Below are 26178 nucleotides of genomic sequence, written 5' to 3'. Positions count from 1 at the left end.
CTCCTGTTTTGCCCGTTTCGGGTTGCTTTCACCAGGAAGACGTGTGGGTAGCGAGTTTATTCCAGTTTTTTTTCAGGGGGTGCCCAGACCGGGACATCTTCACGTTTCGGTTCGTCCCAATCCTTTTGCATGACGCCGCTCAGCGCCTCCTCGAGCTTCATGAACAGCTCACCGTAACGGGGACTGAAACCGATGCCCTCCTCGATTTCCTTCCACGCCTCGAACAGCTCGTCTTCATGAGCCCTCTCATTCTCGAAGAACGCCCAGGTCATCTGCCGGGCCCGAAGCGGGTGAACGCCCATGGCCGTCAGGGTGTGGCCGCCCAATTCCAGTGCTGAATGGTAGGTCTCGCTGACCACGTCATCGGCACCGGCCTGCCGTAAGCGGTAACCGTGGCCGCGATCAAAGGCGCGGGCAAGAACCCAGACACCGGGATGAAACTGCTTGACGTGCTCGACGATCTTGATCGCCCGGTCCCGGTCATCGATGGCCACGATCAGCAGCCTGGCATTGTCGATGCCGGCGGTCTCGAGCAGGTCCGGCCGGCTGGCATCACCGAAGTAGCTTTTCAACCCGATCTGCCGGACGTTCTCTATTTGCTCGATCTCATGATCCAGCACCACCGTGGGAATGTTGTTGGCCCGCAACAGCCGGCAGACAATCTGACCAAAACGACCCACACCGGCGACAATCACGGGTGCCTGTTCCTCGATGTCATCTGCCTCACGCTCCGGATTGGTTGCGGTGCGATACCGGGGCAAAACGACCCGGTCGTAGACGATGAAAAGCAGTGGTGTCAGGAACATGGACAGCGCCACCACCATCGACAACGTCTGCGCCAGATCGGTTGGAATCACGCTGTTCTGGCGACTGTAGGTGAGCAGGACAAAACCGAATTCACCGGCCTGCGCGAGGCCGAGCGTGAATAACCAGCCATTGCTGCCCCGGATCCCGAACGTCATTGCCAGGGCACACAGGATCAGGGCCTTTATCACAATCACCAGGAGCGCCAGACCCAGCACCACCATCCAGGACGCCGCCAGCACACCGAAATCGATGCCGGCGCCGACCGTGATGAAAAAGAGACCCAGCAACAGCCCCTTGAAGGGTTCTATGTTCGCTTCCAGCTCATGACGGAATTCGCTGTTGGCCAGCACCACGCCGGCAAGAAAGGCTCCAAGGGCAGGCGACAGGTTGACCAGGCTCATCAATGCCGCAATGCCGATCACCAGCATCAGCGCCGTGGCCGTGAACACTTCCCGTAACCCGGCCCGCACCACGTATCGGAACAGCGGCCGCCCGAGGTAGAAGCCACCAACGATCACGAACGCGATCGCTCCGACCACCACCAGGGCATGGGCCCAGGCCGGCAGGCCATCCACCAGACTCAGTTGGTCACCGTGGCCGGCCGTGCCTGCTCCTGGCTCTGCCCCCGCCGAGACAGAAAGCAGCGGAATAAGTGCCAATACCGGGATAACGGCGATGTCCTGGAACAGCAATACGGAAAAGGCGCTTCGCCCTCCTTCGGTTTTCGCCAGCCCCTTTTCGCTCAAGGTCTGGAGGACGATCGCCGTAGACGACAACGCAAAAATCAGCCCTACCGCGAGCGCCGTCTGCCACACCAGGCCAAGCCAGGTAGCGACCGCAAAACCAGCGACCGACGTCAGCACGACCTGCAGGCCGCCAAGGCCCACCAACCGAACCCGCATGGCCCACAATGCCTTCGGATCCAGTTCCATGCCCACGAGAAACAGCATCATCACTACGCCGAATTCGGCAAAATGCTGGATCGTTGAAGCTTCCTGGCCGACAAAACCGGTTACAGGTCCTATGACAACCCCGGCCACCAGGTAACCGAGTACGGAACCCAGACCGAGGCGCTTGGCGAGGGGTACTGCAATGACTGCAGCCACCAGGTAGATAAAGGCCTGGACAAAGTAGGCAGTCATTGGGTGAAATCGCTCCGGTGGATTAAGTGCAGTGGTTTATGTTCGGCGCCGGTAATCGGGGTCTGTCCAGCACCTTGGGAGGGGTTCACCCGACGGGAAAACCAGCTCCGATTTCGGGAAGGATTCCGGATCCTGAGCTTCCTCCCCATAGTGAAGGCTGCCTTTGATGGAATCCAGGTGAGGATCGAACAGGGCGGCGCTATCCAGCACTTCAATCAAGTGCCCGGTGGCTTTCTCGGCAACAAACATGGCGGTCTCCTTGTTCCTTGATACCAGGAATCTTTTTTAAACTTAACAGAGAACCGGCGAATCTGCGCAACCAAAAACCGACTGCCGCCCCGGCTAACCTTTTCTCGGCCGACCAAACAGGACCCGCAGTTCCTCCTTCGCCTGCTGCAGCCGATGCCGTTGCTCTTCAGGAAGATGTTTGCCCGCACGGTTGATGTAGAACGTCAGCATCGACATGGCGGAGCGGAAGGGTTCGGATTTCCGCCGTGAACTCTGCTCCGCTGAACGCTTCAGTGACAAGGCTATCTCTTTCGGATCCTCCAGGGTAAAAACACCTTCCTCGAGATCCAGCGAGTCACTGGTTTCGGTCACTTTCTGTGACCATTGGCCTGCAGGCTTACGCCCGTCTTTCTCTGAAGTCATGGTTTGCCTCCTGCGTTCGCTACACCAACCGTTCCGCGCCGGACACGGTTGAAAAACGTTCAACCGGGTTCCAGTCTCTAACCAGTGTTGCAAATTTTCTGGGCGAAGGACTCTCTCGGCTATGACTATTGACCAGATTCAGGCCCTGATCGACAGCTGGACCGGACTCGGTATCTGGCTGGCCCTCGTCGCCGCCAGTGTTGCGTGGGTGGTCTACGATCTGCGCACCAACAACAGCCACATCGCCTCCATGATGCAGTGGGTATGGGGGCTGACAGTGCTCTATTCCGGCCCCATCGGTGTCCTGATCTACCGCTACTCGGGGCGCAAGCAGATAGCCACGGACAGTCTGGCCCGGAAAGGCTTCCGATCGGTAGCCCACTGCTATTCTGGTTGCGGCATTGGTGAGATCCTCGGTGTCATCATCTCCGTCGGTCTGTTTGCCATGGGGAATTTCTGGGCGGCGATCATCACCTTCTCGCTGGCGTACATCTTCGGCTTCGCCATGAATATCGGCCCCATGATGCAAAACGGCATGCCCTTCAAGGAAGCCTTCAAGGGTGCCTTCGTAGCGGAATCCATCTCCATCGTGGTCATGGAATCTGTGGCCATCACCACCGATCTGTATCTTGGCGGCGAGTCCACCATGGGCGACGCCCTGTTCTGGTCATCGCTCTATGTATCCCTGTCACTCGGCCTGTTCGCGGCCTGGCCGGCCAACTTATTGCTGATCAAATATGGTCTGAAGGGCGGCATGGGCGATCCGAGAGACACGGACGCGGCAGCCCACGCCCACTGCCACTGATCCGGCAGGGGCCAGCGCAGCGAATATGATGTGGAAGGAACGCCCGGCCTCGTGCACCATGGAGGTCGGTTTCACCTGAGGGTACGGATATGCCCCTGATTGGATGGATTATCGTTCTGCTAGCACTGGCCCTGATCGTCGGCAGCCTCATGGTGCTGCGCGATTCGGCTCACATGCGCCTTCCACCGGAAAAGCTGGAGAAAATCCGTAAGCGCAAGGCCGAAATGGAGGAAAAAGACAAGGCCGAGGGCGATGATTGAATGACGGTCCGCATCTAACGGAAGAGAAAGGCTGCCAGGTGAACCAGCACCACCCTGGCCAGGCAGACTCACCGCACACTTTTTCCCGGCTTTTGCAGGTATGATTGACGAAACAAGACGAACGTGATCGATCCACCGGGACACGGAACAGACAGTGGCGGCAGCGAACAGAAATAGGAAATCGGGGCTCGGAATCAATCTCTTCGGACTTATCTTCCTGCTGGTCGGCCTTGGAATCCTGATATTCGGCCCCTTGCACACCCTCTATGAACACGCTGTCAGCGCCGACTGGCGACAAGTACCCGCGGCCCTCGAGAGCGCCAACGTACGCAGCAACACCGGTTCCGACTCGACCACCTATTCCGTGGAGGCTGCCTACCGCTACCAATACAGCGGCCGGAACTACTACGGGTCCCGGGTCGGGTACGATCGCGGCAGCGATAACATCAGCGATTACCACCATGAACTGGTCAGCCGGCTGCGTCACGCCAGCAGTCGGGGCGCCCTGAGAGCCTGGGTGAATCCGGATTCGCCTTCGGAAAGCTATCTGGTCCGGGAACTGAGGTGGGAGAAGATGCTGTTCATGACCATCTTCGGCACCGTCTTCGGCGGTGTGGGCCTGTTTGTCATGTTCATGGGGCGGAAAAAAGCGGCTGTGGCTGCCGTGGCGGGCGGCCCCATCCACTCATCCGAAAAGCACGGTTCCTGGCTGTTCGGCTTCATGGCATTCATGTTCCTGGGCATCAGCCTGCCCGGGGTACTGGCGATGCCGGACGAGCTTGGCAAGGACAACTGGCCGATTCTCGCGGTGCTCCTGTTTCCCCTGGCCGGCTTCTGGCTCGCCTACATGGCCTGGAAAAATCTGCGGAACTGGCGCCACTACGGTCCCGCGCCACTGGCGCTGGACCCCTCCCCCGGCCAGATCGGCGGCGATGTCGCCGGCCGGATTACTCTCGCCCGCCGCCTCGGCCAGGCCGACTGGCTGGTGACCCTTCAGTGCCTGCGGGTCCGGATCAGCCGCGGCAAGAACAGCAGCCGCAGCGAGTCCGTCATCTGGCAGGCCGATCAGGTGCCGGAGGTGAACGATGAAGCCACCGGTTCCGTGGTGCGCTTTCGCTTCACCCCGCCAACCGACCTGCCCGAGACTGACAACCTGGGCAATCGCCAGGTCGAATGGCGCCTGCTGCTGACCGGTCCCAAACAGCCCATTCCGCTCCAACGGACCTACGAGTTGCCGGTGGTCCAGGGCACGCAGACGTCCTCCATTTCCCTCAGCCCGGCCCATGTGGAACACCATGAACGCCAGGCGCGCATGAAATCGCTGACCGACGCCGCCGAACAGATCGATGTCCAGATGCTTGGCAACGGTGTGGTGCTGCACAGCCGCCCCGGTCGCAACCTCGCCATGAAGGCCATGGTCCTGATGTTCGGGTTGATCTTCGGCGGGGTGAGCGTGGGGCTGGCTTACGTGGCTGCGGAGGAAGGCATCATGCTCTACTTCATGGCCTTCATGTTCGGCCTGTTCGGTTTCCCCATGTTCCTGAGCGGGCTGTTCATGCTTGGACGAAGCCTGAAAACACGCGTCGAAGGCCCCCGTGTGGAGGCGGTCCGTTACTGGGGCGGCATGGCCCTGTGGAAACGCTCAGGCAACCTGGTGCATGCGGACCAATTGAAGCTGAAGGGCGGGATGAGCATGAACAGCGGCCGGCGCACCACCGAGTACTTCTCACTGGAATTCCGTGACGAAACCGGGGGCAAGGTTATCCGCCTGGCCGAGGGCATCGCCGGCCGGGCTGTGTCAGAAGCTCTGAGGGAAAACCTTATCAAATTGCTCCGGCTCGACTGAGCTCATCTTCAAGCGCCCGGGCCCGAATTCGCTCAATTTTCAATCAAAATCCGCGTTTCCCCTGCCCAGCTGCTATATTTTCCTTGGGATTTCACAAATTTTCACAGTCGTGACCGCCCGCCAACCAAGGAAATGTCTGAACAAGGGAGTTCATGCATGCAGCCACACATCCGTTTCTCACGCACCCTCATCATTCTTGGATTCGCAGCGACCCTGGCGGCCTGCGCGGGTCCCGGACCTCGCCCGGACAGCGATTTACAGCTGGCCACCGGGTCCATTACCCAGGCAGAAGCTGCCGATGCCCGCCAGTTCGAGCCGGTTCTGCTGAACCAGGCCCAGAACAAGGTGGCCGATGCCCGTGAACTGATCGATCGGGAAGAATACAGGGAAGCCGAACGCCTGCTGGAGCAGGCGGCGGTGGACGCACAGTTGGCCGGAGCACGCTCCGAGACCGAAAAAGCCAGGCGCGCCGTGGAGGAGATCAACGCCAATATCGAGAACCTCCGCAGACAGCTGGAAATGGACCAACAGTGAGCCCTGAAAGGAGATCGACACCATGAATCGTACACTGTCCCTGATTACCACAGTCGGGCTTTCGGCGCTGATGTTTGGTTGTGCCAGCGCCCCCGAGCAGAATGCCAAAGTCGACGAAGCCCGCATGGTCTACAACAAGATCGCGGAAGATCCCTACGTTGCCCGCAGTGGCTCCAGCCAGCTCCGCAGCGCGCGCAGCGAACTGGATCGGGCGGAAGCCCTGCTGGAGGATGACGAGGATATCGTGCGGGTCGAACACTCCGCCTACCTCGCCAAGCGCCATGCCGAGATTGCCGAGCAGCAGGGCCTGCGCGCTGAACTGGAGGAGGAAATCAGCTCCGCAGAGAAACGTCGGCAGGACATCATGCTGGAACTGAAATCCAATGAGGCGGCTTCCCTGCGTGCGCAAATGGAGGCGCTCCAGGCCGAGAAAACCGAGCGCGGCATGGTACTGACCCTCGGTGACGTGCTGTTCGACCTCAACGAGGCCGATCTGAAGCCCGCGGGCATGCGCACGGTACAGAGGCTCTCAGACTTCATGCTGCAATATGAAGACCGCCGGGTGCGGGTCGAAGGCTACACCGACAGTACCGGCGCCGAGTCATACAACCAGGATCTGTCCGAACGCCGGGCCATGGCGGTGCGCGATGCGCTGCTGGCCGAGGGAGTTGCGCGAAGCCGGGTGGAAGTGATCGGCTACGGCGAAGCCTATCCCGTGGCGAGCAATGACACCAGTGCCGGGCGACAACAGAACCGACGGGTGGAGATCGTCATTTCCGATGAGAACGGCGTGATCCAGACACGCTGAGGATTATTTCCGGGGGCGTCCGGGCCTGACCAGGATCCAACTGGCCAGGACCACGCCCCCGAACACCGTGTACACGAGAATAAACACCCACTCCGGCGCACTGTAATAGAGTAACGATTGCAGCCAGTGCTGAATGAACGAGCCCTCATACCCGGCCGCGCCGGCTCTCTCCCTCAATTCCATTTCCCATACCGTCAGCGGGCAGAGCACGCCCAGCCACGCCTGCAGCACCACAATGCCGATCACCACCAGATGAGTGACCCGGAACCAGACATTCCGGATCCAGCGCCAGTGCAGCAAGCGGCCCAGGAAAATTGCCACCAGGCCCAAAATAACAAAGGCCACCAGCAGCACATGCAGGACCAGCAGCGAATCCGCCAGCGCCAGGTACAGGGACTCCGGGGCATCACGCATCATTGTGGGGCCTGCGCCGCGTCACGCTGGCCGATCAGATACTCGGCTACAGCCTGGTATGCCGGCAGCGATGTCGGATCGATAGCGGCATTCTTGGCCGTTGGAAAGGAGGCGAGGCGGACAATCACCATGTCCGCGGTCGGATCCACGTAGATGGTCTGCCCGTGCACACCGCGGGCCGCAAATGCGCCATGCTCGTTATGGAGGACCCACCACATACTGCGGTAGCTGCCACCGTCCAGGGTGCGGTAGTCGGCTTTTGCGAATGCACCCCTGTCGCCGCCGGCCCGGATAGTCTCCACCACCTCCGCCGGAAACAGGCGCTGGCCATTGATCTCACCGTCGCCCAGCATCAGCAAGCCGATGCGCCCCAGATCCCGGAGGCCGGCGCTGAGTCCACCGCCGGCAAACGGTGTGCCCTTGCCGTCCACGGTCATATAACCATCCTGCTCGGCGCCCATCCGGCTCCAGATGCGGTCGGACAGCAGCGCTGCCAGGTCCTGTCGGGTTACCCTCGAAATGATCCAGCCAAGGGCATCGGTATTGACCGTCTTGTAGCCGAACACCTCACCGTGGGTTCCGGCCTGTCGGACGGTCTCAAGATACTCGAAGTAGCCATCCGGCCCCTCATACCCCTCAGGCTTGGGCAAAGGACTGGCCGCGGCGGAATAGACCCAGATATCCGCTTTCGGATCAGCATAATCCTCGCTGTAATCAAGCGCGGTGGTCATATCCATTACCTGGCGCACGGTAGCACTGCCAAAAGCGCTCCCGGACAACTCCGGGATGATGGAAGACACCCTGGCCTCTTCATCCAGCTTCCCTTCCGCTACCAGTATTTCCGCCAACAGACCGGTCAACGACTTGGTCATCGACATGGCGGCATGCTTGCCGCGCTCATTCAGACAGCCGGAATAGCGCTCGTAGACCACCCTGCCCCCGTGAAGGATCAGAATGCCGTCGGTGTAATTGGCCGAGAGCGATTGCTCCCAGGTCATCGGCTCGTCTGCGCCCATGGGCACGAAACGCACCGTGTCGATACCCTCATCCCACGCATACGGCAACGGAACCGGAGCTCCAAGGCCGCGACTTACCTGTTTCGTCGGCATGAGTTCGCGGATGTGACAAACGGTCCAACGCAGCTTGGGAAAACCGAAAAAGTCCGATTCCGGCTGTGCGATCAGCTTGTCCGGTGGCGGCGGAAAGCCCATCATCCAGCCCAGTGCGCGCGGGTCGGACCGTTCGGCACTCAGGGGAGCGTCAGCGTAGGCGACCGGACAGGCCACCCACGCGAGAACAGCGAATGTCCCGGCCAGAAGCCACCGGGAAATGGAAACAGATGTTTGCACCGGTTGCCCTCCTTGCACGGATGCCGGGGCCTGGAGTTCCCCGTCCAGATAACCACTATAGTCTCTGGGATCGGTAGACGGAATGCTCCGGAGCCGGCTATTACCTGCCCCAATAAAACATCCCGGATTGCTTTCCGAGGATGGTTGCCTCAAAGCGCGTCCGGGCGGCCTGCCCAGCCAGCCCGTAGCATACGTGCAGTGGTAACAGATGCTCCTCACGGGGGTGGCAGAACCGGGCGTAAGGCGCCTGGTCCCAATGCCTCAAACGGTCAGCGCGTTCGGCTTCACTGATCGTCGTATCGGTACAGGTGTCCTCCAGCCAGACCTCGAAAGCCTCATTCCGCTGCTGGATATCCGGCGTGTTCGGCGTGAAAAATGCCCGCATGTTGTGGAAGGAAAAACCGGACCCGATCACCAGCAGGTTGTCGTAGTCCAGGGCCTGCAAGGCCCGGCCAATAGCCAGATGTGTTTCCGCATCCAGGCTGTTCACCAGTGACAGCTGCACGCATGGAATATCGGCCTCCGGATACATCAGTTTCAGCGGCACGAACAGACCGTGATCGAAGCCGCGATGATCGTCCAGCCTTGCTGGTATCCCGGCGTTACCAAGCGCCGCATGAACCTGTCCGGCGAGCGTCGGTTCTCCGGGACACGGGTACTGAATGTCGTAAGACTCCGGCGGGAAGCCGTAGTAATCGTAGATCAACGACGGATTAGTCCCGGACGTGATGGTGGGTACCGACTCTTCCCAGTGGGCACTGATCACCAGGATGGCCGAGGGCCTGCGCAGCTTGCCTGCCATCTCCGTGAGCCGCTCCACCATCTCACGGTGGCCCGGATCACCCAGCAGCGGCATCGGCCCGCCACCGTGGGAAATGAACAGTACATCGGTACTTTTCTGCATGTTTGTCACTCCCGAACAGGCGCTCCCGGACATTTCAGGGGGCGCCTTCTGTTCTTCAGGTCGATCCGATCAAGCCGCCACAGGCTTGCTGTAGACAGTACCAGTGCCCAGTCGCTGGAGCAGCACATTATCCAGGGCGAATCGTCCACCACCCTGAATGGCCAGGGCCACACTGACCACGAACAGGGTCAGGGCATACTCATAGCCGTTGTTGGACATGAACAAGCCGTTACCGATGTGAACCGCGAAGACCGCCACCAGCATGGCAATGGCGTTGACCAGTGCTGCCGGACGGGTCAGCAAGCCCACAGCCAGCGCGAGACCACCAAAGAATTCGGCACTACCGGCCATCAGCGCCATCAGGTAGCCCGGCTCCAGGCCGATGCTGGCCATCCACTGACCGGTGCCTTCCAGGCCGTAGCCGCCAAACCAGGCAAACAGTTTCTGCGCACCATGGGCCGCCAGGATGAGCCCGACCGGTACCCGCAGGACCAGTGCGGCAAAACCCCCGGTGGAACCGAAAAGCGCCTGTGCAAATTGAGTGTTCATAAGGGTCACCTCGAATCTTTCGCTGTTGATGGGCTCTGAAGCGCCGCTCCAGAAGATGGGAGCACTTTACTATCGCCAGAATGAAAGACTAAGGTGGACAACGTTGTCTTATTATCAACTGTATGTTGATAATGTGCGGTCACAACAAGGCAGGACAAGCCAATGGACCGTATCGACGCCATGCGCGCCTTTGTTACCGTGGTGAATGAAGGCACCTTCACCCGCGCTGCGGAACGACTGGAGATGTCACCACAGCTGGTTAGCAAATACGTTTCCCAGCTTGAACAACACCTGGGCGTACGCCTGCTCAACCGCACCACGCGCAAACTTCATCTGACCGAGGCCGGCACCCGGTACCACCAGCGCGCCGAACAGGTCCTGACCGACATCGATGATCTGGAAAACCAGCTGGGTGACCTGCAGGGCGAAGCCCGCGGCCTGCTTCGCATCAGCGCGCCGGTCTCCTTTGCCATCCGCCACATGGCACCGCTGCTGACCGAGTTCCAGAAGGCCCATCCCGCCGTGGACATCGACCTGCAACTGAACGACCGGAAGGTGGATATTGTCGAGGAAGGGTTCGATATCGCCCTGCGCATCGGCCACCTGAAGAGCTCATCCCTGATCGCCAAACGAATCGCCCCGGTGCGGCTGGTGACCTGTGCCTCGCCGGAATATCTGATAGCTTATGGCACACCGCAGCGGCCGGAAGACCTCCGGGATCACCGCTATCTGCGGTACAGCTATATGGATCAGGACGCCACCGGACAGGTTCACCGGTGGCTGAGGAGCGCGGGGAAACATTCGGAGGGTGACATGGTCAGCAACAATGGCGATGTGCTGGTGGAAGCGGCCATTGCCGGGGCCGGCATCGCGGTCCAGCCCACGTTTATCGCAGGCTCCGCGATCCGGGAGGGCAAACTGAGAGTCATCCTCCCCGATCACGAACCCGAGCCGATGGCGTTATACGCGGTGTACGCGCACCGGCAGCTGCTGGCCAGCAAGGTACGCAGCTTTGTCGACTTTCTCGACGGCTACTTCGGCGAGCCACCCTACTGGGATCGCTTCGAGTGAACTAAAGTGACTGCACTGGTGTGAAACTTCCGGACAGAAACCAATGGCCAACGACCCTCTCGCACTTGGGCAACTCTACCAGCAACAGTCCCGACGGGTGCTCGCAACGCTGATCCGCCTGCTCGGCGATTTTGCGCTGGCCGAGGAGGCCATGCAGGAGGCCTTCACCGCCGCCATCCGCCAATGGCCGGAGGAAGGTACCCCCGACAACCCGACAGCCTGGCTGATTCGCGCGGCCCATCGCAAAGGCATCGACCAGATCCGGCGCAAGCAGACCGCCCGGCAGTATTCCCATCTTCTGGCAAACGATGAGGACGTTGCTCCCGAGCCCGATGAGCAATCCATCGCGGACGACCAGCTCCGGCTGCTGTTCACATGCTGCCATCCCAGCCTTTCCATAGATGCCCGGGTAGCGCTGACACTTCGGGAGATGTGCGGACTGACCACCGAGCAGGTAGCCAGCGCCCTGCTGCAAAAACCGGCCACCCTGGCCCAACGCATCGTGCGCGCCAAGAAAAAAATCCGGGAAGCGGGGATCCCCTACGAGATTCCGGGCGCGAAAGAGCTTCCGCAGCGTTTACCGGATGTACTTCGAGTCGTGTACCTCGTCTTCAATGAAGGCTACTCCCGAAGCGACGGAGAGTCGGTCGTGGACATCAGTCTCGCCAATGAGGCGATCCGACTTGCCGAGGAGCTTGGCGGCATGCTGCCGCAGGGGGAGGTATTTGGATTGCTTGCGCTGATGCGACTGCAGCACTCCCGACGCCACGCTCGCCAGGACGCCAACGGAGAGCTGGTGACCCTCGAAGATCAGGACCGGACCCTTTGGGACCAGCACGACATCCACCAGGGGTTTGAGTGGCTGGAACTCGCCCTTGCCGCTTCCCCTACCGGCCCATATACCCTCCAGGCTTCCATCGCTGCCGTGCATGCCAATGCGCGTCAGGCAGATGCCACCGACTGGGGGCGAGTCGTCCGGCTTTATGATGCTCTTTACCGCCAGCAGCCCTCTCCGATAATCGCACTCAACCGGGCGGTCGCCGTTGCCATGCGTGACACGCCGGCAGATGGACTTCGGCTGCTTGATGTCCTCATCACCGAAAAAGAGATCCTCAATTACCACCTGTTCCATGCCGCGCGGGCCGATCTCTATCGCCGCGCCGGCGACCCGAAAGCCGCAGCAACGGCGTACCAACGCGCCATAAAGCTGACCAGCCAGGGTCCCGAGCAACGTTTCCTTCAACGCAGGTTGGCAGAACTCGGGCCCATTACCTGAAAAAAGTGTTTCCGATGTTGTCGATCTCCGTTGGTGCCGGACGACTCAGTCATAGAACCACCAACGGAGGACTACACCATGAAATATATGTTGATGCGCAAGGCAGATTCGGACACGGAGAACGGAGTACTTCCCTCAGACCACCTGCTCCAGGCCATGGCTGACTACAATGAGCGAATGACCCGGGCCGGGGTGTTTGTCTGTGGCAACGGCGTGCGTCCGAGCCGCGAAGGCTGCCGGATCGAGTTTCACGACGGCGAACCGACCGTAAGCTCCGGTCCTTTCGGCATGACCGGAGAATTGCTGGCTGGGTATAGCGTGCTTGAAGTCGAGTCCCTGGAAGAGGCTATCGACTGGGCCCGACAGTGGCCGAAGGAGGATGCCAACGGCAACGTCACTCTGGAGCTGCGCCGGTATTTTACGCTCGATGACTTCAGACCCGGCCCCGGACTGGAGAAACACGAGGCCTTGGGCCGCCTGCCACGGGAAATGAACATTCATGTTGCGTTTCCCGGAACCTGCCGCGAGGCCATGGAATTCTATTCCGACGTCACAGGCGGCCACCTGGAGGCCATGATTACCTATGGCGAGACACCTGCCGCGGAAGACGTGTCCGCTGACATGCATGATCGGATTGTCCATGCCTCCGTGAACATCAGGGGGAGAAGGCTTATGGGCGCTGATTGTCCGGAATATAGGCCGCCCGAGGGCAATCAGGTTCACCTGGAGTACGACCGCGAGGATCAGGCGGAAAGGGTTTTCCGAGCGCTCTCCGATGGTGGCCAGGTGATCATGCCATTCGAGCAGACCTTCTGGGCCCATCGCTTCGGCATGACCCGTGACCGCTTCGGGCTTCAGTGGATGATCAGCTTCGGGCTCGATCAGTGCACGTAACAACACTCGATCAGTGCACGTAACAACAAAAGGAGCAGACCATGAAATACGTTGCCCTGGTGTATTACCAGGAAAGCATCATCAATGCGATGACCGATCAGGAATGGCATGACCTCAACCAGGAATGCGTGGCCGGCGTGGAGCGGCTGTCAGCACAGGGCAATTTTGTGACCGGCCAGCCCCTGCAACCGGTGGATACCGCAACCACCGTTCGCGTCCGGAATGAGGAGGTGCTGATCACCGATGGACCCTTCGCGGAAACCAAGGAACAACTGGCGGGGTTCTACCTGCTGGAAGCCCGGGATCTGAACGAGGCGATTCAACTGGCAAGCCGGATTCCACCCGCCCGTTTCGGCAGTATCGAAGTGCGACCAGCGCGGGAACTGCCCCCCAAAGACTGAACAAGGAGACTCGCCATGAGCTATATCGATGGATTTGTTGCAGCCGTACCTACCGCCAACAAGGCGGAATACATCCGGCACGCCCGTGATGCTGCAGTCGTCTTCAAGGAACACGGAGTTCAGAAAATGGTGGAATGCTGGGGAGATGATGTGCCTGATGGTGAAACCACCTCATTCCCAATGGCGGTCAAATGCCGCCCGGATGAGACCGTCGTCTTTTCCTGGCTGGTATGGCCCTCCCGTGAGGTACGGGATAAGGCCATGCCCAGAATCATGGAAGACCCCCGCTTACAACCAGATGTGAATCCCATGCCTTTTGACGGCAAACGACTCATCTACGGGGGATTTGAAGTCGTGGTGGACGAATAGCCGGGGCCGGGACACCGCCTCAGCTTCCGGCCACACCCGCTGCGCGCGCCCGGGCCGCGTGCAGCTTCTTGTAGCTGTCGACCAGACGCAGGTGCTTTTCCAGGCCCTCGAGCTGCATGTTGGTCGGGGTCAGGCCGTGGAAGCGCACGGTGCCCTCGACAGAGCCAACCACCGCATCCATGGTCTCGTCGCCGAACATGCGGCGGAAGTTGACGATGTAGTCATCCAGCTCCAGTTCGTCGTCCAGGGTCACTTCCAGCACCGCTTGCATGGCCTGGTAAAACAGGCCACGTTCGACGGTGTTGTCGTTGAACTGCAGGAACATCTCGACAAATTCCAGCGCTTCCTCATGCCAGCCCAGCGCCAGGCAGATCAGCAGCTTCAGCTCGAGGATGGTCAGCTGCCCCCACACGGTGTTCTCGTCAAACTCGACACCGATCAGGGTGATGATGGTCATGTAGTTGTCGAGCTGGCTCGCCTCCAGCCGCTCCGCCAGGTCCGCCAGCTGCTCGTCGCTCAGGGAGTGCAGGTTGAGGATGTCTTCCCGGTAGTCCAGCGCCATGTTGGTGTTGTCCCAGATCAGATCCTCCACCGGATAGACCTCGGAGTAGCCCGGCACCAGGATGCGGCAAGTCGGAGCCCCAAGATCTTCGTGCACAGCCACGTAAACCTCTTTGCCGAGGTCCGCGAGGATACCAAACAGCAGATCGGCCTCTTCTTCATTGGTGCCGGAGAAGTTCCAGTCACTGAACGGGTAGTCGGACTTCGCACTGAAGAAGCGCCAGGACACCACACCGGTGGAATCGATGAAGTGCTCCACGTAGTTGTTGGGCTCGGCGACCGCCAGGCTGTTGAACGTGGGCGGTGGCACATCGTTCAGGCCCTCGAAACTACGGCCCTGCATCAGCTCGGTCAGACTGCGCTCGAGCGCCACGTGGAAGCTCGGATGGGCCCCGAAGGAGGCAAATACGCCGCCGGTTTTCGGGTTCATCAGGGTCACACACATCACCGGGAACCGGCCGCCCAGGGAGGCATCCTTCACCAGCACCGGGAAGCCCTGGGCTTCCAGCGCCTCAATGGCTTCGACAATCTCGGGGTAGCGCTCCAGCACCTGCCGGGGTACATCCGGCAGCGCAATTTCTTGCTCGATGATCTGTTTCTTCACCGCCCGCTCGAAAATCTCGGACAGGCACTGCACCTTGGCCTCGGCGAGGGTGTTACCGGCACTCATGCCGTTGCTCAAGAACAGGTTTTCCACCAGGTTCGAGGGGAAATACACAACCTCACCGTCAGACTGGCGTACATAAGGCAGCGAACAGATGCCGCGATCCACCCGGCCGGAGTTGGTGTCGATCAGATTGGAGCCGCCCAGCTCGCCTTCCGGGTTGTAGATGGCCAGGCAGTGGTCGTCCAGGATGCCTTCCGGCAGCTCGTCCTCCGGTCCCGGCTGGAACCACTTCTCATCCGGATAGTGCACAAACCCGGCGTTGGCAATGTCCTCGCCGAAGAACTGGTCATTGTAGAAAAAGTTGCAGTTCAGCCGCTCGATGAACTCGCCGAGCGCCGAACACAGGGCGCTCTCCTTGGTGGCGCCCTTGCCGTTGGTAAAGCACATGGGTGAGGCTGCGTCGCGGATGTGCAGCGACCACACGTGGGGCACGATATTGCGCCAGGAGGCGATCTCGATCTTCATGCCCAGTTCACGCAGGATGCCGGTCATCCTGGCGATAGTCTGCTCCAGGGGTGCGTCCTTGCCCTCGATGAAGGTGTGGTGCTCGCTGTCCGGCTCCACCATCAGCAGCGCCTGGGCGTCCTCGTCCAGATTCTCCACCGTCTCGATCTCGAAGTTCGGACCGGTCTGTACCACCTTCTTTACGGTGCAGCGGTCGATCGAACGCAGAATCCCCTGCCGGTCTTTCTCGGGCAGATCCTCCGGCAGCTCCACCTGGATCTTGAAGATCTGGTTGTAGCGATTCTCCGGATCCACGATGTTGTTCTGGGATAGCCGGATGTTGTCCGTGGGGATATTGCGCGCCAGGCAATACACCCGGACGAAATAGGCCGCACACAGGGCTGAGGAAGCCAGGAAGTAGTCGAAAGGACTCGGCGCCGAGCCATCGCCCTTGTACCGGATGGGCTGATCGGTAACGACGGAAAAGTCGTCAAACTTGGCTTCAAGGCGAAGGTTTTCGAGAAAATTGACTTTGATTTCCATAGCGGGAACACCAGGCTTGGAGAATTTCGGCGAGCCGTCAGGCTGAAATCGGCTATTATCCAGTTTTTGCAAGGCCCCGTCTCTCCGTAATATTGCGACGGACCGGGACAAAGCAAACTTTCCGCCGCACTCTTCGTAAGTAAAGTGCTGCATCAACCAACTAGGAGATAACACTATGATCGGCTACGTCACCCTCGGTGTCAGTGACATGGAACGGGCAAAGGCCTTCTACAGCGACCTGCTGGGCGATCTGGGCGCCAAGGTGCTGCTGGATATGGGGCGCATCGCCTTTATTGGCAAGAGCATGCGTGAACCGATGCTGGCGGTGTGCATCCCCTTCAATGAAGAGCCCAACCACCCGGGCAACGGCAACATGCTGGCCATTCATCCCGGCCCCAAAGAGGCCGTCGATGCCCACTACAAAAAGGCCATCGAGCTGGGCGCCACCTGTGACGGCGAACCGGGACAGCGGATTCCGGGGCAGTTTTATGGGGCCTACGTGAAAGACCCGGATGGGAACAAGCTGGCGTTTTACCACTTCGGCTGAGCCTGCGGAGAAGCATTCAGCAGGCGCCTGTCAAACCGCCACTTGCGGCGAAAACCGACGGTCCCAGGTTCGTTCCAGCGCCTCGAACAGACTGTCGGTTGCCAGCGCCAACAAGCCAATCAGGATCGCCCCCTGCAGCACATAGGCGGTGTTGCCGTTGACCAGCCCGGCAATGACCGGATCGCCCAGGGTGCGGGCACCGATGGTGGACCCAATGGCTGCGGTGGCGATGTTGATGGTGACGGAGGTGCGGATGCCGGCGAGAATTACCCGGCCCGCCAGGGGCAGTTCGGCCCGCACCAGCACCTGCAGTGGCGACATACCCATTCCCCTGGCCGCCTCCTTCACGGCTGGGCTGATACCTTCCAGGCCCGCCAGGGTGTTGCGCAGAATCGGCAGCAAGCCATAAAGCATAAGCGCCACCAGTATCGGTGCCTCCCCGAAACCGAGGACCGGCACCGCCAGCGCCAGCACCGCGACCGGCGGAAAGGTCTGGCCGATGGACGCCACCTGACTGACCAGTGGCAGGAAATCGCGCCCCGACGGCCGGGTGGCGAAAATGCCGCCGGCCACAGCGAACAGGGTGCCAACCGCCGCGGAGATCAGAACCAGTAGCAAATGGTTCTGCAGGAGAAACAGAAAGCTCTCCCGCTCATAGATCACCTGCTGTTTGTCCGGCTGCACCCAGTGGAACAACGGCTCCAGTAGGGGCATGCCGGCGCTCAATCCACACAGGAGAACAGCCAGCAGGACGGGCGGTAACCAGATACGCATCAGGCGCCTTCCCGAATAATGCGTTCACGGGAAATCACACCGGTCTCCTCCCCCCGGGCATTGAAAACCGGCACTTGATCCGCGTCCTGCCAGAGCATCACCGACAGGGCCAGGCGCAGGCTGTCCTCTTCCTTGAGACCCTCTGCCCCGGGTTCCGGAGGTTTTGGTGCCGGATGTGCCTGCATCAATGCCCTCACCGGACGCAGGCTCATCAGTTTCAGGCCCCGGTCCTGTTTACCCACCAGGTTCTCCACAAACTCGGACGCAGGCCGCCGGAGAATATTCTCCGGGGTGTCGTGCTGGATAATGCGCCCCTGGTCCATCACCGCAATGCGGGTCGCCAGTTTCAGGGCCTCGTCGATGTCGTGGGTGACGAACACGGTGGTTTTGCGTACCTGCTTCTGGATGCGCAACATCTCCAGCTGGAGGTTCTCCCGGGTGATCGCATCCAGCGCGCCGAACGGCTCATCCATCAACAGGATGTTCGGATCTGCCGCCAGCGCCCGGGCCACTCCCACCCGCTGCGCCTGACCGCCGGACAATTGCTGCGGGTATTTATTGGCATGGCTGGCCGGATCGAGATCCAGCAGGGTCATCAGTTCATGGACCCGCGCATCGATCCGCTCCCGGGGCCACTTCAACAACTGCGGCACCATGGCGATGTTGCGGGCCACCGTCCAGTGGGGAAACAGGCCCGTGCCCTGGATCACGTAGCCCATGTTCAGACGCAGCTGCTCCGGGTTCATGGTGGTGATGTCTTCCCCATCCACCAGAATCGCGCCCTCACTGTGGGGCAACAGGCGGTTGATCATCCGCAGCGTGGTGGACTTGCCGCAGCCGGAACTGCCCACCAGCACGCAGACCTCGCCGGTCTCAATGGTCAGGTTGATGTTATCCACCGCGACGGCGTGACCGAAGCGCCGGGTGACATGTTTCAGTTCGATCATCCGGACTAATCCTTTTTCCTGTCAGGCCGTGGCCGGGGTCGGCTTCAGGCTGGCAGCGAGCATGGTGAAAACGGCATCGGCCAGCAAGGCAAGCGCGATGGTGGGCAAGGCCCCGAGCAACACCAGATCCATCGCCGCCTGCCCGAGCCCCTGGAAAATAAAGCTGCCGAAGCCGCCGGCACCGATCAGGGCGGCCACCGCCGTCAGGCCGATGGCCTGGATCGTGGTGATGCGTACCCCTTCGATGATGACCGGCAGCGCCAGCGGTAACTTGAGTTGGAAAAACAGCTGCCGCTCATTCATGCCCATCCCCCGGCCGGCATCGGCCAGGTTTTCGGGCACTTCGGTCAGGGCCACGAAGGTATTGCGAACCATGGGCAGCAGGCTGTAGGCAACCAGGGCCAGCAGTGCCGGCGTCCAACCGATGCCCCGGATGCCGAGTGCCTCCAGGGCCGGAAAGGCCGCCACCAGAGCGCTCAACGGCGCGATCAGCAAACCGAACACCGCCAGGCTGGGGATGGTCTGGAGAAAACTCACGAAACCAAGGATGGGGCGCTGCCAGCCGGGGCTGCGCATCATTTTCAACGCCAGGCCAAAGGCCAGACCCGCACTGATGGCCACCGCCCCGAACGCCAGTGCCAAGTGAGTCCAGAATGCCTGCTCGAACTTGGCGGGCCGCGCGTTGAATTCCCGCACCAGAGACAGGCTCTCGAGGCCGTCACTCTGCAAGAACATCAGCCAGCTGCCGCCAATCACGACCACCAGCAGAAACTGAAGCCCCCGCCGGCTCCCGAGCCGCCCGAGGGTTTCGATCAACATCAGGGAGAGCAGGAACAGCAGGCACCAGAAACCCGCGCCGATGGACGAGCGCGCATAAGGAGAATCTTCCGGCAGGTGACGACTGGCAAGAACATCCAACAGCAAGGGGAGCATCGCGAGCACGAGGCCAACCAGGGCAAGCAGAAGCAGGTAGCGGCCACGGATCTTCAGGAAGGCGAGCAGAATCACCCCGGCCAGGATCGACGTGACGAGCGCCGCGCCGCCCCAGCCCACCGCCGAGACCAGGCCATGGCCGGTACCCGGCACGATGCGGTTGGGCTGGATGGTGCCAAGGTCCAGAAGCCAGACCAGCGCCAGGGCCAGCAGCCCCAGCGCCGAAATCACCCGGTTCGGCACGATGTGACTGGCATCAGGTCCGGTAACCGACAAACCTCAGTCCCGGGCCAGGGAATCCAGGTAGTCACGCGCCACCGTCTGGGCGGGCACACCGTTCACCGCAACCTGGCCGTTCAGACGCTGGAGGGTTTCCAGATCCAGGGATTCGAAGACCGGGTCCAGAGCCTCGCGGATCTCCGGATAGGTTTCCAGGACCTCGGCGCGCACGATGGGCGCCGGCTGGTACACGGGCTGAACGCCGAGGGTATCCTCCATCACCTTCAGATCCAGTGCGTCCAGACCACCATCGGTACCGTAGGTCATCGCCCCGTTGACGTCGTTGTTGTTCAGGGCTGCCGCCCGAAGCGTCGCGGCGGTGTTACCGCCGGAAAGAATCAGCAGCTGGTCGGACGCCAGCTCGAAGCCATACGCCTCCTGGAACGCAGGCAGGGCGCTGGCCGATTCCACAAACTCGGCACTGGCGGCAAACTTGAAGGCACCGCCGTCATTGAGGTAGCGGGCCAGATCCTCAAGGGTCTGCAAATCATTATCCCGCGCCAGATCTCCACGCACACTCATGGCCCAGGTGTTATTGGCTTGCGCCGGTTTCAGCCAGACGATGTTATGCGCTTCCTGGTCGAGGCGGGCAGCCTGCTCGTAGGCCTTGCCCGCGTCTTTCCAGATATCGCGATCGGCCTGGTCATGGAAGAACGCCGCGTTGCCGGTGTATTCCGGGTAAATATCGATTTCGCCCGCCTTGATGGCATTGCGCACGATACTGGTTCCGCCGAGCTGCAGCCGGTTTTCCACCGGGATGCCGGCCTCTTCCAGGGACTGCAGCACCATCTGGCCCAGCACGGAGCCTTCGGTATCGATCTTGGATGACACCACCACCGGGTCGGCGGCCATGGCAGGCCCGGTGATCAGCATGGCGGTCAGTGCGGCGACACGGCGAAAGCGGAAAAAAAGAGACACGGCCATTCCTCTTGGTCGTTTGGCAGAATTTGGAATCTGAAGGCTGGCGCAACATGAGAACACAGGTTGCTGCCACATCCTTTCAGTCTATGGCACGCAGATACGAAGGCAAGGCAGAATTGGTCTTTCAACACCCCAAAGGGGGTTGTGTACAAAATACAGTGCGTTAGGCTGACTATGAATTGACCAGCGAAGGGAGGCAGGATGATGGGCCAGACACCGGAAGACACCACCCGCCGCAAGGCACCGACCATCCCCCCGCTGGACCCTGAGCGGGTTTCCCTCATCGAAGAGACAGGGCTGACGCTCAAACAACTGGAACCCCTTGGCGTCGAGATCTACGGCGCCGATGTTCGCACCGACCTTCCCGAGCCGGTCATCCAGGCACTGGAGGAAGAAATGGCGAACCGGGGGTTCATCGTCTTCAAACACCAGAAAGATCTCTCCCCCGAGGAACTGATCAACGCCAGCAAATGGTGGGGCGCTCGCGAAATCCATTCGACCCACGGTGTCCATCCCGCAACGCCCGGCAGAAACAGGCACATCTTCCGGTGTTCCAACGACAGCCGCCACGGCATCCTTGGTGTTGGCCCCCAGTGGCACAACGACGGCAGCTTCGAAGCCGCATCGTTTTCGCACTCCGCGTATTACATGGCCCGGGCACCGGAGCACGGCGGCGGCACACACTTCGCCCATCAGGGCGCGGCCTTCGATGCGCTTCCGAAAGAAAAGCAGGCGTTCTGGCAACGACTCGTTTCCGTAAACTCGGCGTCCTGCGTGACCCACCCCGTTGTCCACACCCATCCTATTTCCGGACGAAAAAGCGTGTGGCTGCATTTGGGAATGACCGGTGCGGTTCTTGAGAGGCTGCCGGAGTACGGGCTCTCGATTGAAGAACTTCAGAAAATACCGGCAACGGCCGACAATTTGCGTTTGTTGACTCCGGAAGAGATGAAGGAGCTTTTCAACGACTATAACAATCTGCTGAACGAATCCTTCGAAAAGGGTTACGGGATCCGTTACCACTACGACACCGGGGATCTGCTCTTCATTGATAACTGGGCGGTGGCCCACCGGGCATCACCGGAAGCCCACATGCCGGCCGAGCAGCAGGGATTGAGGATCATGGACCGTGTGACGATCAAGGCGAGACAGAACCTGGCACCGCACTTCGGATTGCCCACCTACATCAACATGAACGGGCCTCACCCGTTCAACAAGGATGGTGTCTGGCAAACAGGGGGCGTTGGCTTCCGGTGGAAGGATGATATCCGGATGCAGAACTGAGGCGTGGAGTCGGCGATCGGGTTCGCCACATCTGCGAGCAAGCCCGAACGTTGAAAAATTCGCCACGCAATTGTGGCCGCCGGCGGCTACCTCAGCACTTCAATTTTTACGTCGATCAATCCCGACGATGTGCTCCCGATACGACTGAACGCAGATTTCGAGAGGTCAATGATACGCCCCTTCACAAAGGGCCCACGATCGTTGATGTTTACAACGACATCCTTGCCATTATCAAGGTTTGTGACTCTTACCTTTGAGCCGAACGGTAACTTCTTATGTGCCGCTGTGGGGAGCTCGTGCTTATAAAGCGCGCCACTGGCTGTCTGCCTGTTCTGGAACTTATCCGCGTAGAAAGATGCTTGCCCGGTTTGAGTGAACCCGTCCCAGTTCCCGCCGGCCACGGGCTGGACACTTGAACATCCCGCTATCACGGTGAGGAATGTTATTCCCAGTATATTTCTCAGCGTATTCATCATGATCCAAATCTTTGATTAAGCGAAAAAAGGCGAAAGCGAGGCGGCGTGCTGACCACCTTTCAACGGGCGGCCTCGCCATTACCGCGCCCTATCAACCGAGGCGAAAAGGCAGCGTATGCTGTTAACAATGCACCGAAGAATAGAATCCCGTCTATCGTCACGCCAAGCCGGCCAGCTCCAAAAGCGCCGTAGAAAACACCCGCTGCGCTCAGCACCAAACACCACGCCCTGGATGCTAAACCGCGCAGCACCAGGGTGAACCCGATCACAATTGAAAGCGTCGGGCACGGGACTAGCCCCGTTGGTGCAGAATACAGGTAAGCAACGAGCGCCGCATCATTGAGAAAGTGGGGATAAAGCCAACCAAACACGATCAGAAAAGCGCCGGGAACAGCAAATCGCCTCGGAGAAATGCCCACACTCTCTCCTTGAAGGCGAACCGCGATTCCGAGCAGTACGATACCCATGACGGTAAAGAGCACGCCATTGAACGGGTTGCCATGGATCCATGCGAGGGCGCTCACTGAGAAAAGCGGGATAACGAGCAGCGCCCCAACGAGTCGCTCTTTCAGGCGCAGGCCGGAGGCCAGGCCCACCAAGAGCACTGCGAAATACCCATGCCAGAGAATGGCAAGAAGGCGCCAATCATTTGAGATTGATCTGAGGCCCGCAAGGATTTCTTCGGGAGTCGGCATGGTTGTATAGCCCGCTAGACATTATGACTCCCCACCAGGGGGCTGCCCTCACCTCGTGGGTTAGCCCTCAGCCAGAGCCATAATTTACGTGTTCACATGCGTAAAATCGGGGGGCAGCATCATGAAAAAAATAGCACAGTGTTCATTGGCCTGGATACGCACAAAGACCCCATCGCCGTGGCCTACGCCACAGATTCCCGAACAGAACCGGTTACTTATCTTGGGAGCATCGGTACCCAGCATTACGCCGTCTGCAAGATGGTTCGGCAGTTCGAATCCCGACATTCAGGGTGTCAACTCCAGTTCGTCCATGAGGCCGGCCCCTGCGGCCACTGGCTCTACCGCCTGCTCTCAAGCTGGGACTGCCCTTGCTTCGTGGTAGCACCGTCACTCATTTTGACGGGGGAAGTCATATCAACGCCCGCAATCACGCGCTTGTCGCGTGGATTGCATTGTTATGCCACCTGGACCAAAATATACCAATTATTGGTACTAGCGAGGTGGCATCATGCAAAAGAACACCAGCATCACTTTAGGCCAACATTTTGATGCGTTCATTGCAGAACAGCTCAAAAATGGCCGATACAGCTCAACCAGCGAGGTCGTTCGTGCCGCATTGCGCCTGCTTGAAGAGTCTGAAACCCGCCTGACTACACTTCGTAAATTGCTTAAGGAAGGCGAGGACAGTGGTTTCGAAGACTACTCCTATGACTCGTTTATTCGTGAACTGGACAACGAAGGGCGCTGATGCCAAGTTTCAAGCTTTCCAGGAAGGCCAAAGCTGACCTCAAATCTATTGCCCTATACACGGAGCGTGAATGGGGTCGAGATCAACGAAACCACTATGTTCTCCAGTTCGATCAATGCTTCCACCTTCTGGCTGACAATCCGAACTTGGGGCAAGCTTGCGATGAGATAAGTTCAGGCTACCGACAGTACCCTCAGGGAAGCCACATCATATTTTATCGGTTAGCCACCGAGGGTATTGTTGAAATTATCCGCTTCCTGCACAAACGCATGTTGCCTGAGGGGCATCTGCTTTAGGGCATAACGCCAATATTAAGCGGCCGGTTTGTGGAGCCCATCGGAACAAACCGGTCCGGTGGAGGCCCGCAAGGGCCGGAACGAGCTTGAATGCCTGGTTATACGGAGCCTCTTTCCTGCTCAAGCACGCGCGTGAGCCGATCAAGATTTTGCTCATTTGCTGCGCCAGCCCGTTCTTTGACTGGCTGCGCAGTTTGAGCATCGTCAAACACTTGATTCCAGGTTACGTGCGTTCCACGACCTTCAGCAGTGAGTTCAACTGTGAGCCTGAAATTTGGCGGGCAGTCATGGTGAATGACTATTTTCGAGTTTGGTTCAAGTGCTTCGAACTTGCTCTCGTTCGGATGGTCGGTTCCGTCTGGGGCATGCATGACGAACTTCCAGCGTCCCCCTTCCGTGAACTCATGAATTTCGAAGGTATTTGAAAAGCCCTCCGGTCCCCACCATGCGGCCAGCAATTCAGGCGACGCAAATGCCCCGTAAATTTCTTCGGGGGAGAAAGGCAGAGTTCTGGAGGTACGTAATGTTCTGTCTTCAGTCATGCAGGAACTCCAAGTTGCCTGAGATTCGTGCCGTATAACGCTGATGGTAACCGGCGCCGGAGCGCAGCGTAGGGAACCAAAAGCGGTAAGCTTTTGGCGTCCGGTTAACCGCTTGGTTAAAAGGCCTGCCACCCAAGTTCAAGAGTCCTTGGCGAAAAGTTTCTGGAACAGGCGCTCTGACTCTTTTAGACCGTCCTCTGTGAACAGGACAGACTTAGCCTTACCAACCGGGTTCTCAATGAGACCCTTTTCATGAAGCCTATTCATGGCATCCCAATCAAAGGATTTCCACGCCCGACCGCCATCATGCAAAGTCAGGTATAGCAAAGCCAATACGGCCTCATCGATTTTCTCTTCATCAATCTCCATGGCTCATCCTCTGGTGATGTGCCCTTTTAACGCGGAGCGAAGCGGCGGCCCGTCAGGGACGTCCGCCTTGCGCGATTTGTTAGAGTGGCAATGCCCATGCTCTGCGGGTTAATCATTCTAGGTAGGCCTGAAAGCACTCGTAATAAATTTTATAGTTCTTGTACTGGTACTCGCTCACACCCATCAATCCGCCAAGCGTTGTTTCAAGATTCGCCAGAGAGACGGATTCCACTTCATAGTTGCCAGTACTATTGCACGCCTTGAATGCATCTTGTCTCTTCGGGTTTCCGATGTTCGGAATGTTTAGCTCCTGCATCCACTTTCTGGCATAGCGGCTGTTCTCGTCGAAGCACAACATTCGGCGTGACTTACCGCAGCGCTCTTCAGCGACTCTCATATCAAAATATACAAGCACCAGGCAGATATTTGGATCTTGTGAATTTGAGCACTCCGCTCGGTGCTTGGCGCAAGAAGCTCCCAAATACTCACATGCCTCGCCAGTCAGGGCCTTTAGCTCAGGAGAACTGGCTGTATCGGCAGGTACGGGCCAAGCGAAAAAAAACGAAACGCTGAAGAGTAGAAGTCGCTTCATAATAAGGCCTTCATGACTTTCACTACTCCAGCATCCTCACTTGCCACTCTAACGCGCGGAGCACAGCGGCGGCCCGTCAGGGACGTCCGGCGGCCACCGGCCGCGTACTGATGCGGCTGGTTATATTTTGCTGGCTTGGGCTTCAGGCTCTCGCCCACCACGCAACACCAAATATAGCAGCGGACCTGCAGATACAAACACCGCTGTCAGAACTAAAAACGGGATGACGTAGCCCAACCCTTTGCCGCGGCTTTTGGCGTCCTGGTACATCCAAATACAGGCCAACGCGGCGAGAATGTAGAGATCTATGACAACCTGGGCGGTATCCGGGCTAGACATCAGCTGAACACCGAAGGCCAGAAGCGACTGCTCGGCGCCTGCCATTACCCAGAAGGTAAAGCCCATGAACAGGCAGAGAACGATTAGGGGGATTGTCGATATTCTCATAATCTTCCTTGATTGAGGTTTAAGAAATATAAC

At 59.3% G+C, this 26178-nt stretch carries 32 protein-coding genes; 14 read left to right on the top strand and 18 right to left on the bottom strand.

Annotated elements, in window-relative coordinates:
• Positions 1–56: 56 nt before the first annotated feature.
• The 3 genes from ACQUTG_RS17505 to ACQUTG_RS17495 all read right to left on the bottom strand — a co-directional run bounded on the left by ACQUTG_RS17505 (position 57) and on the right by ACQUTG_RS17495 (position 2600).
• Positions 57–1949: a monovalent cation:proton antiporter-2 (CPA2) family protein gene (locus tag ACQUTG_RS17505; protein ID WP_428920612.1), complete on the bottom strand. Its 1893-nt coding sequence runs from the start codon at positions 1947–1949 to the stop codon at positions 57–59.
• A gap of 36 nt (positions 1950–1985) precedes the next feature.
• Positions 1986–2198 carry an acetyltransferase gene (locus ACQUTG_RS17500; protein ID WP_428920611.1) on the bottom strand — a complete coding sequence of 71 codons (213 nt, stop codon included), beginning with the start codon at positions 2196–2198 and terminating at the stop codon, positions 1986–1988.
• Between the two features lie 93 nt (positions 2199–2291).
• A complete protein-coding gene (locus ACQUTG_RS17495) occupies positions 2292–2600 on the bottom strand; it encodes a DUF3175 domain-containing protein (protein ID WP_428920610.1) in 309 nt (102 codons plus the stop codon).
• Between the two features lie 121 nt (positions 2601–2721).
• Between ACQUTG_RS17495 and ACQUTG_RS17490 the strand changes: the two genes are divergently transcribed.
• The 5 genes from ACQUTG_RS17490 to ACQUTG_RS17470 all read left to right on the top strand — a co-directional run bounded on the left by ACQUTG_RS17490 (position 2722) and on the right by ACQUTG_RS17470 (position 6853).
• Positions 2722–3405 carry a DUF4396 domain-containing protein gene (locus ACQUTG_RS17490; RefSeq protein WP_428920609.1) on the top strand — a complete coding sequence of 228 codons (684 nt, stop codon included), beginning with the start codon at positions 2722–2724 and terminating at the stop codon, positions 3403–3405.
• An 89-nt stretch (positions 3406–3494) separates the two neighbouring features.
• Positions 3495–3665 (top strand): DUF2897 family protein, encoded by a 171-nt coding sequence (locus tag ACQUTG_RS17485; protein ID WP_428920608.1) that lies wholly within the window; start codon positions 3495–3497, stop codon positions 3663–3665.
• Between the two features lie 154 nt (positions 3666–3819).
• The gene (locus ACQUTG_RS17480; protein WP_428920607.1) at positions 3820–5511 is read left to right on the top strand and encodes a DUF3592 domain-containing protein; all 1692 of its coding nucleotides are present in this window, start codon (positions 3820–3822) and stop codon (positions 5509–5511) included.
• Positions 5512–5667: 156 nt separating this feature from the next.
• On the top strand, positions 5668–6045 hold the full coding sequence (locus tag ACQUTG_RS17475; protein WP_428920606.1) for a DUF4398 domain-containing protein: 378 nt from the start codon (positions 5668–5670) through the stop codon (positions 6043–6045).
• A 22-nt stretch (positions 6046–6067) separates the two neighbouring features.
• Complete coding sequence (locus ACQUTG_RS17470; RefSeq protein ID WP_428920605.1) at positions 6068–6853, top strand: OmpA family protein; 786 nt, start codon at positions 6068–6070, stop codon at positions 6851–6853.
• Between the two features lie 3 nt (positions 6854–6856).
• Here ACQUTG_RS17470 and ACQUTG_RS17465 read toward each other — a convergent pair whose 3' ends face one another.
• From ACQUTG_RS17465 to ACQUTG_RS17450, 4 genes are all read right to left on the bottom strand, one after another.
• A complete protein-coding gene (locus ACQUTG_RS17465; RefSeq protein WP_428920604.1) occupies positions 6857–7270 on the bottom strand; it encodes a DUF2784 domain-containing protein in 414 nt (137 codons plus the stop codon).
• A complete protein-coding gene (locus ACQUTG_RS17460) occupies positions 7267–8616 on the bottom strand; it encodes a serine hydrolase domain-containing protein (protein WP_428920603.1) in 1350 nt (449 codons plus the stop codon). The genes ACQUTG_RS17465 and ACQUTG_RS17460 overlap by 4 nt, the downstream gene beginning before the upstream one ends.
• A gap of 100 nt (positions 8617–8716) precedes the next feature.
• Positions 8717–9520 (bottom strand): DODA-type extradiol aromatic ring-opening family dioxygenase, encoded by an 804-nt coding sequence (locus ACQUTG_RS17455; protein ID WP_428920602.1) that lies wholly within the window; start codon positions 9518–9520, stop codon positions 8717–8719.
• Positions 9521–9589: 69 nt separating this feature from the next.
• Positions 9590–10069, bottom strand: coding sequence for a DoxX family protein (locus tag ACQUTG_RS17450; RefSeq protein WP_428920601.1), 480 nt, complete (start codon positions 10067–10069; stop codon positions 9590–9592).
• A gap of 162 nt (positions 10070–10231) precedes the next feature.
• On the opposite strand from ACQUTG_RS17450, the gene ACQUTG_RS17445 reads away from it, so the two are divergent.
• The 5 genes from ACQUTG_RS17445 to ACQUTG_RS17425 all read left to right on the top strand — a co-directional run bounded on the left by ACQUTG_RS17445 (position 10232) and on the right by ACQUTG_RS17425 (position 14080).
• Positions 10232–11140, top strand: coding sequence for a LysR family transcriptional regulator (locus ACQUTG_RS17445; protein WP_428920600.1), 909 nt, complete (start codon positions 10232–10234; stop codon positions 11138–11140).
• 43 nt (positions 11141–11183) lie between these two features.
• On the top strand, positions 11184–12416 hold the full coding sequence (locus ACQUTG_RS17440; RefSeq protein WP_428920599.1) for an RNA polymerase sigma factor: 1233 nt from the start codon (positions 11184–11186) through the stop codon (positions 12414–12416).
• Between the two features lie 78 nt (positions 12417–12494).
• Positions 12495–13310, top strand: coding sequence for a YciI family protein (locus ACQUTG_RS17435; protein WP_428920598.1), 816 nt, complete (start codon positions 12495–12497; stop codon positions 13308–13310).
• Between the two features lie 41 nt (positions 13311–13351).
• Positions 13352–13711 carry a YciI family protein gene (locus ACQUTG_RS17430; RefSeq protein ID WP_428920597.1) on the top strand — a complete coding sequence of 120 codons (360 nt, stop codon included), beginning with the start codon at positions 13352–13354 and terminating at the stop codon, positions 13709–13711.
• A 15-nt stretch (positions 13712–13726) separates the two neighbouring features.
• Positions 13727–14080 carry a DUF1428 domain-containing protein gene (locus ACQUTG_RS17425; RefSeq protein WP_428920596.1) on the top strand — a complete coding sequence of 118 codons (354 nt, stop codon included), beginning with the start codon at positions 13727–13729 and terminating at the stop codon, positions 14078–14080.
• A 19-nt stretch (positions 14081–14099) separates the two neighbouring features.
• Here ACQUTG_RS17425 and ACQUTG_RS17420 read toward each other — a convergent pair whose 3' ends face one another.
• On the bottom strand, positions 14100–16295 hold the full coding sequence (locus ACQUTG_RS17420; protein ID WP_428920595.1) for an OsmC domain/YcaO domain-containing protein: 2196 nt from the start codon (positions 16293–16295) through the stop codon (positions 14100–14102).
• 175 nt (positions 16296–16470) lie between these two features.
• Between ACQUTG_RS17420 and ACQUTG_RS17415 the strand changes: the two genes are divergently transcribed.
• A complete protein-coding gene (locus ACQUTG_RS17415; protein ID WP_428920594.1) occupies positions 16471–16842 on the top strand; it encodes a VOC family protein in 372 nt (123 codons plus the stop codon).
• Positions 16843–16872: 30 nt separating this feature from the next.
• On the opposite strand, the gene ACQUTG_RS17410 is transcribed toward ACQUTG_RS17415, so the two are convergent.
• The 4 genes from ACQUTG_RS17410 to osmF are packed head-to-tail and all read right to left on the bottom strand — an operon-like array spanning position 16873 to position 20699.
• Positions 16873–17616 carry an ABC transporter permease gene (locus ACQUTG_RS17410; RefSeq protein WP_428920593.1) on the bottom strand — a complete coding sequence of 248 codons (744 nt, stop codon included), beginning with the start codon at positions 17614–17616 and terminating at the stop codon, positions 16873–16875.
• On the bottom strand, positions 17616–18563 hold the full coding sequence (locus tag ACQUTG_RS17405) for an ABC transporter ATP-binding protein (protein ID WP_428920592.1): 948 nt from the start codon (positions 18561–18563) through the stop codon (positions 17616–17618). Before ACQUTG_RS17405 ends, ACQUTG_RS17410 begins: the two co-directional genes overlap by 1 nt.
• Positions 18564–18584: 21 nt before the next feature.
• Positions 18585–19772, bottom strand: a complete 1188-nt coding sequence (locus ACQUTG_RS17400; RefSeq protein WP_428920591.1) for an ABC transporter permease — start codon at positions 19770–19772, stop codon at positions 18585–18587.
• 3 nt (positions 19773–19775) lie between these two features.
• Positions 19776–20699 (bottom strand): glycine betaine ABC transporter substrate-binding protein OsmF, encoded by a 924-nt coding sequence (gene osmF / locus ACQUTG_RS17395; RefSeq protein ID WP_428920590.1) that lies wholly within the window; start codon positions 20697–20699, stop codon positions 19776–19778.
• Positions 20700–20897: 198 nt separating this feature from the next.
• On the opposite strand from osmF, the gene ACQUTG_RS17390 reads away from it, so the two are divergent.
• Positions 20898–21980: a TauD/TfdA dioxygenase family protein gene (locus ACQUTG_RS17390; protein ID WP_428920589.1), complete on the top strand. Its 1083-nt coding sequence runs from the start codon at positions 20898–20900 to the stop codon at positions 21978–21980.
• A gap of 86 nt (positions 21981–22066) precedes the next feature.
• On the opposite strand, the gene ACQUTG_RS17385 is transcribed toward ACQUTG_RS17390, so the two are convergent.
• Positions 22067–22456: a septal ring lytic transglycosylase RlpA family protein gene (locus ACQUTG_RS17385; protein WP_428920588.1), complete on the bottom strand. Its 390-nt coding sequence runs from the start codon at positions 22454–22456 to the stop codon at positions 22067–22069.
• Positions 22457–22515: 59 nt separating this feature from the next.
• Positions 22516–23151, bottom strand: coding sequence for a hypothetical protein (locus ACQUTG_RS17380; protein ID WP_428920587.1), 636 nt, complete (start codon positions 23149–23151; stop codon positions 22516–22518).
• 508 nt (positions 23152–23659) lie between these two features.
• Here ACQUTG_RS17380 and ACQUTG_RS17375 point away from each other — a divergent pair.
• Together ACQUTG_RS17375 and ACQUTG_RS17370 are read left to right on the top strand one after the other, a co-directional pair.
• Positions 23660–23899: a type II toxin-antitoxin system ParD family antitoxin gene (locus tag ACQUTG_RS17375; protein WP_012140687.1), complete on the top strand. Its 240-nt coding sequence runs from the start codon at positions 23660–23662 to the stop codon at positions 23897–23899.
• Positions 23899–24195, top strand: coding sequence for a type II toxin-antitoxin system RelE/ParE family toxin (locus ACQUTG_RS17370; protein ID WP_428920586.1), 297 nt, complete (start codon positions 23899–23901; stop codon positions 24193–24195). Before ACQUTG_RS17375 ends, ACQUTG_RS17370 begins: the two co-directional genes overlap by 1 nt.
• 98 nt (positions 24196–24293) lie before the next feature.
• Here ACQUTG_RS17370 and ACQUTG_RS17365 read toward each other — a convergent pair whose 3' ends face one another.
• The 4 genes from ACQUTG_RS17365 to ACQUTG_RS17350 form a co-directional block, all read right to left on the bottom strand.
• Positions 24294–24737 (bottom strand): SRPBCC domain-containing protein, encoded by a 444-nt coding sequence (locus ACQUTG_RS17365; protein ID WP_428920585.1) that lies wholly within the window; start codon positions 24735–24737, stop codon positions 24294–24296.
• A gap of 138 nt (positions 24738–24875) precedes the next feature.
• Positions 24876–25106 carry a DUF6429 family protein gene (locus ACQUTG_RS17360; RefSeq protein ID WP_091640469.1) on the bottom strand — a complete coding sequence of 77 codons (231 nt, stop codon included), beginning with the start codon at positions 25104–25106 and terminating at the stop codon, positions 24876–24878.
• Between the two features lie 112 nt (positions 25107–25218).
• Positions 25219–25698 carry a hypothetical protein gene (locus tag ACQUTG_RS17355; protein ID WP_428920584.1) on the bottom strand — a complete coding sequence of 160 codons (480 nt, stop codon included), beginning with the start codon at positions 25696–25698 and terminating at the stop codon, positions 25219–25221.
• 120 nt (positions 25699–25818) lie between these two features.
• A complete protein-coding gene (locus ACQUTG_RS17350) occupies positions 25819–26145 on the bottom strand; it encodes a DUF2834 domain-containing protein (RefSeq protein WP_428919839.1) in 327 nt (108 codons plus the stop codon).
• Between the last annotated feature and the right edge of the window lie 33 nt (positions 26146–26178).

Source organism: Marinobacter sp. DUT-1 (assembly GCF_050379415.1).
Lineage (GTDB): Bacteria > Pseudomonadota > Gammaproteobacteria > Pseudomonadales > Oleiphilaceae > Marinobacter.
This window is presented reverse-complemented; position numbering and strand designations above follow the sequence as displayed.

Bases quoted from the DNA above. Each gene is read 5' to 3' on its own strand.
- ACQUTG_RS17505 (WP_428920612.1), bottom strand. From the start codon at position 1,949: ATGACTGCCTACTTTGTCCAGGCCTTTATCTACCTGGTGGCTGCAGTC.
- ACQUTG_RS17500 (WP_428920611.1), bottom strand. From the start codon at position 2,198: ATGTTTGTTGCCGAGAAAGCCACCGGGCACTTGATTGAAGTGCTGGAT.
- ACQUTG_RS17495 (WP_428920610.1), bottom strand. From the start codon at position 2,600: ATGACTTCAGAGAAAGACGGGCGTAAGCCTGCAGGCCAATGGTCACAG.
- ACQUTG_RS17490 (WP_428920609.1), top strand. From the start codon at position 2,722: ATGACTATTGACCAGATTCAGGCCCTGATCGACAGCTGGACCGGACTC.
- ACQUTG_RS17485 (WP_428920608.1), top strand. From the start codon at position 3,495: ATGCCCCTGATTGGATGGATTATCGTTCTGCTAGCACTGGCCCTGATC.
- ACQUTG_RS17475 (WP_428920606.1), top strand. From the start codon at position 5,668: ATGCAGCCACACATCCGTTTCTCACGCACCCTCATCATTCTTGGATTC.
- ACQUTG_RS17470 (WP_428920605.1), top strand. From the start codon at position 6,068: ATGAATCGTACACTGTCCCTGATTACCACAGTCGGGCTTTCGGCGCTG.
- ACQUTG_RS17465 (WP_428920604.1), bottom strand. From the start codon at position 7,270: ATGATGCGTGATGCCCCGGAGTCCCTGTACCTGGCGCTGGCGGATTCG.
- ACQUTG_RS17455 (WP_428920602.1), bottom strand. From the start codon at position 9,520: ATGCAGAAAAGTACCGATGTACTGTTCATTTCCCACGGTGGCGGGCCG.
- ACQUTG_RS17450 (WP_428920601.1), bottom strand. From the start codon at position 10,069: ATGAACACTCAATTTGCACAGGCGCTTTTCGGTTCCACCGGGGGTTTT.
- ACQUTG_RS17445 (WP_428920600.1), top strand. From the start codon at position 10,232: ATGGACCGTATCGACGCCATGCGCGCCTTTGTTACCGTGGTGAATGAA.
- ACQUTG_RS17440 (WP_428920599.1), top strand. From the start codon at position 11,184: ATGGCCAACGACCCTCTCGCACTTGGGCAACTCTACCAGCAACAGTCC.
- ACQUTG_RS17435 (WP_428920598.1), top strand. From the start codon at position 12,495: ATGAAATATATGTTGATGCGCAAGGCAGATTCGGACACGGAGAACGGA.
- ACQUTG_RS17430 (WP_428920597.1), top strand. From the start codon at position 13,352: ATGAAATACGTTGCCCTGGTGTATTACCAGGAAAGCATCATCAATGCG.
- ACQUTG_RS17425 (WP_428920596.1), top strand. From the start codon at position 13,727: ATGAGCTATATCGATGGATTTGTTGCAGCCGTACCTACCGCCAACAAG.
- ACQUTG_RS17420 (WP_428920595.1), bottom strand. From the start codon at position 16,295: ATGGAAATCAAAGTCAATTTTCTCGAAAACCTTCGCCTTGAAGCCAAG.
- ACQUTG_RS17415 (WP_428920594.1), top strand. From the start codon at position 16,471: ATGATCGGCTACGTCACCCTCGGTGTCAGTGACATGGAACGGGCAAAG.
- ACQUTG_RS17410 (WP_428920593.1), bottom strand. From the start codon at position 17,616: ATGCGTATCTGGTTACCGCCCGTCCTGCTGGCTGTTCTCCTGTGTGGA.
- ACQUTG_RS17405 (WP_428920592.1), bottom strand. From the start codon at position 18,563: ATGATCGAACTGAAACATGTCACCCGGCGCTTCGGTCACGCCGTCGCG.
- osmF (WP_428920590.1), bottom strand. From the start codon at position 20,699: ATGGCCGTGTCTCTTTTTTTCCGCTTTCGCCGTGTCGCCGCACTGACC.
- ACQUTG_RS17390 (WP_428920589.1), top strand. From the start codon at position 20,898: ATGATGGGCCAGACACCGGAAGACACCACCCGCCGCAAGGCACCGACC.
- ACQUTG_RS17385 (WP_428920588.1), bottom strand. From the start codon at position 22,456: ATGATGAATACGCTGAGAAATATACTGGGAATAACATTCCTCACCGTG.
- ACQUTG_RS17380 (WP_428920587.1), bottom strand. From the start codon at position 23,151: ATGCCGACTCCCGAAGAAATCCTTGCGGGCCTCAGATCAATCTCAAAT.
- ACQUTG_RS17375 (WP_012140687.1), top strand. From the start codon at position 23,660: ATGCAAAAGAACACCAGCATCACTTTAGGCCAACATTTTGATGCGTTC.
- ACQUTG_RS17370 (WP_428920586.1), top strand. From the start codon at position 23,899: ATGCCAAGTTTCAAGCTTTCCAGGAAGGCCAAAGCTGACCTCAAATCT.
- ACQUTG_RS17365 (WP_428920585.1), bottom strand. From the start codon at position 24,737: ATGACTGAAGACAGAACATTACGTACCTCCAGAACTCTGCCTTTCTCC.
- ACQUTG_RS17360 (WP_091640469.1), bottom strand. From the start codon at position 25,106: ATGGAGATTGATGAAGAGAAAATCGATGAGGCCGTATTGGCTTTGCTA.
- ACQUTG_RS17355 (WP_428920584.1), bottom strand. From the start codon at position 25,698: ATGAAGCGACTTCTACTCTTCAGCGTTTCGTTTTTTTTCGCTTGGCCC.
- ACQUTG_RS17350 (WP_428919839.1), bottom strand. From the start codon at position 26,145: ATGAGAATATCGACAATCCCCCTAATCGTTCTCTGCCTGTTCATGGGC.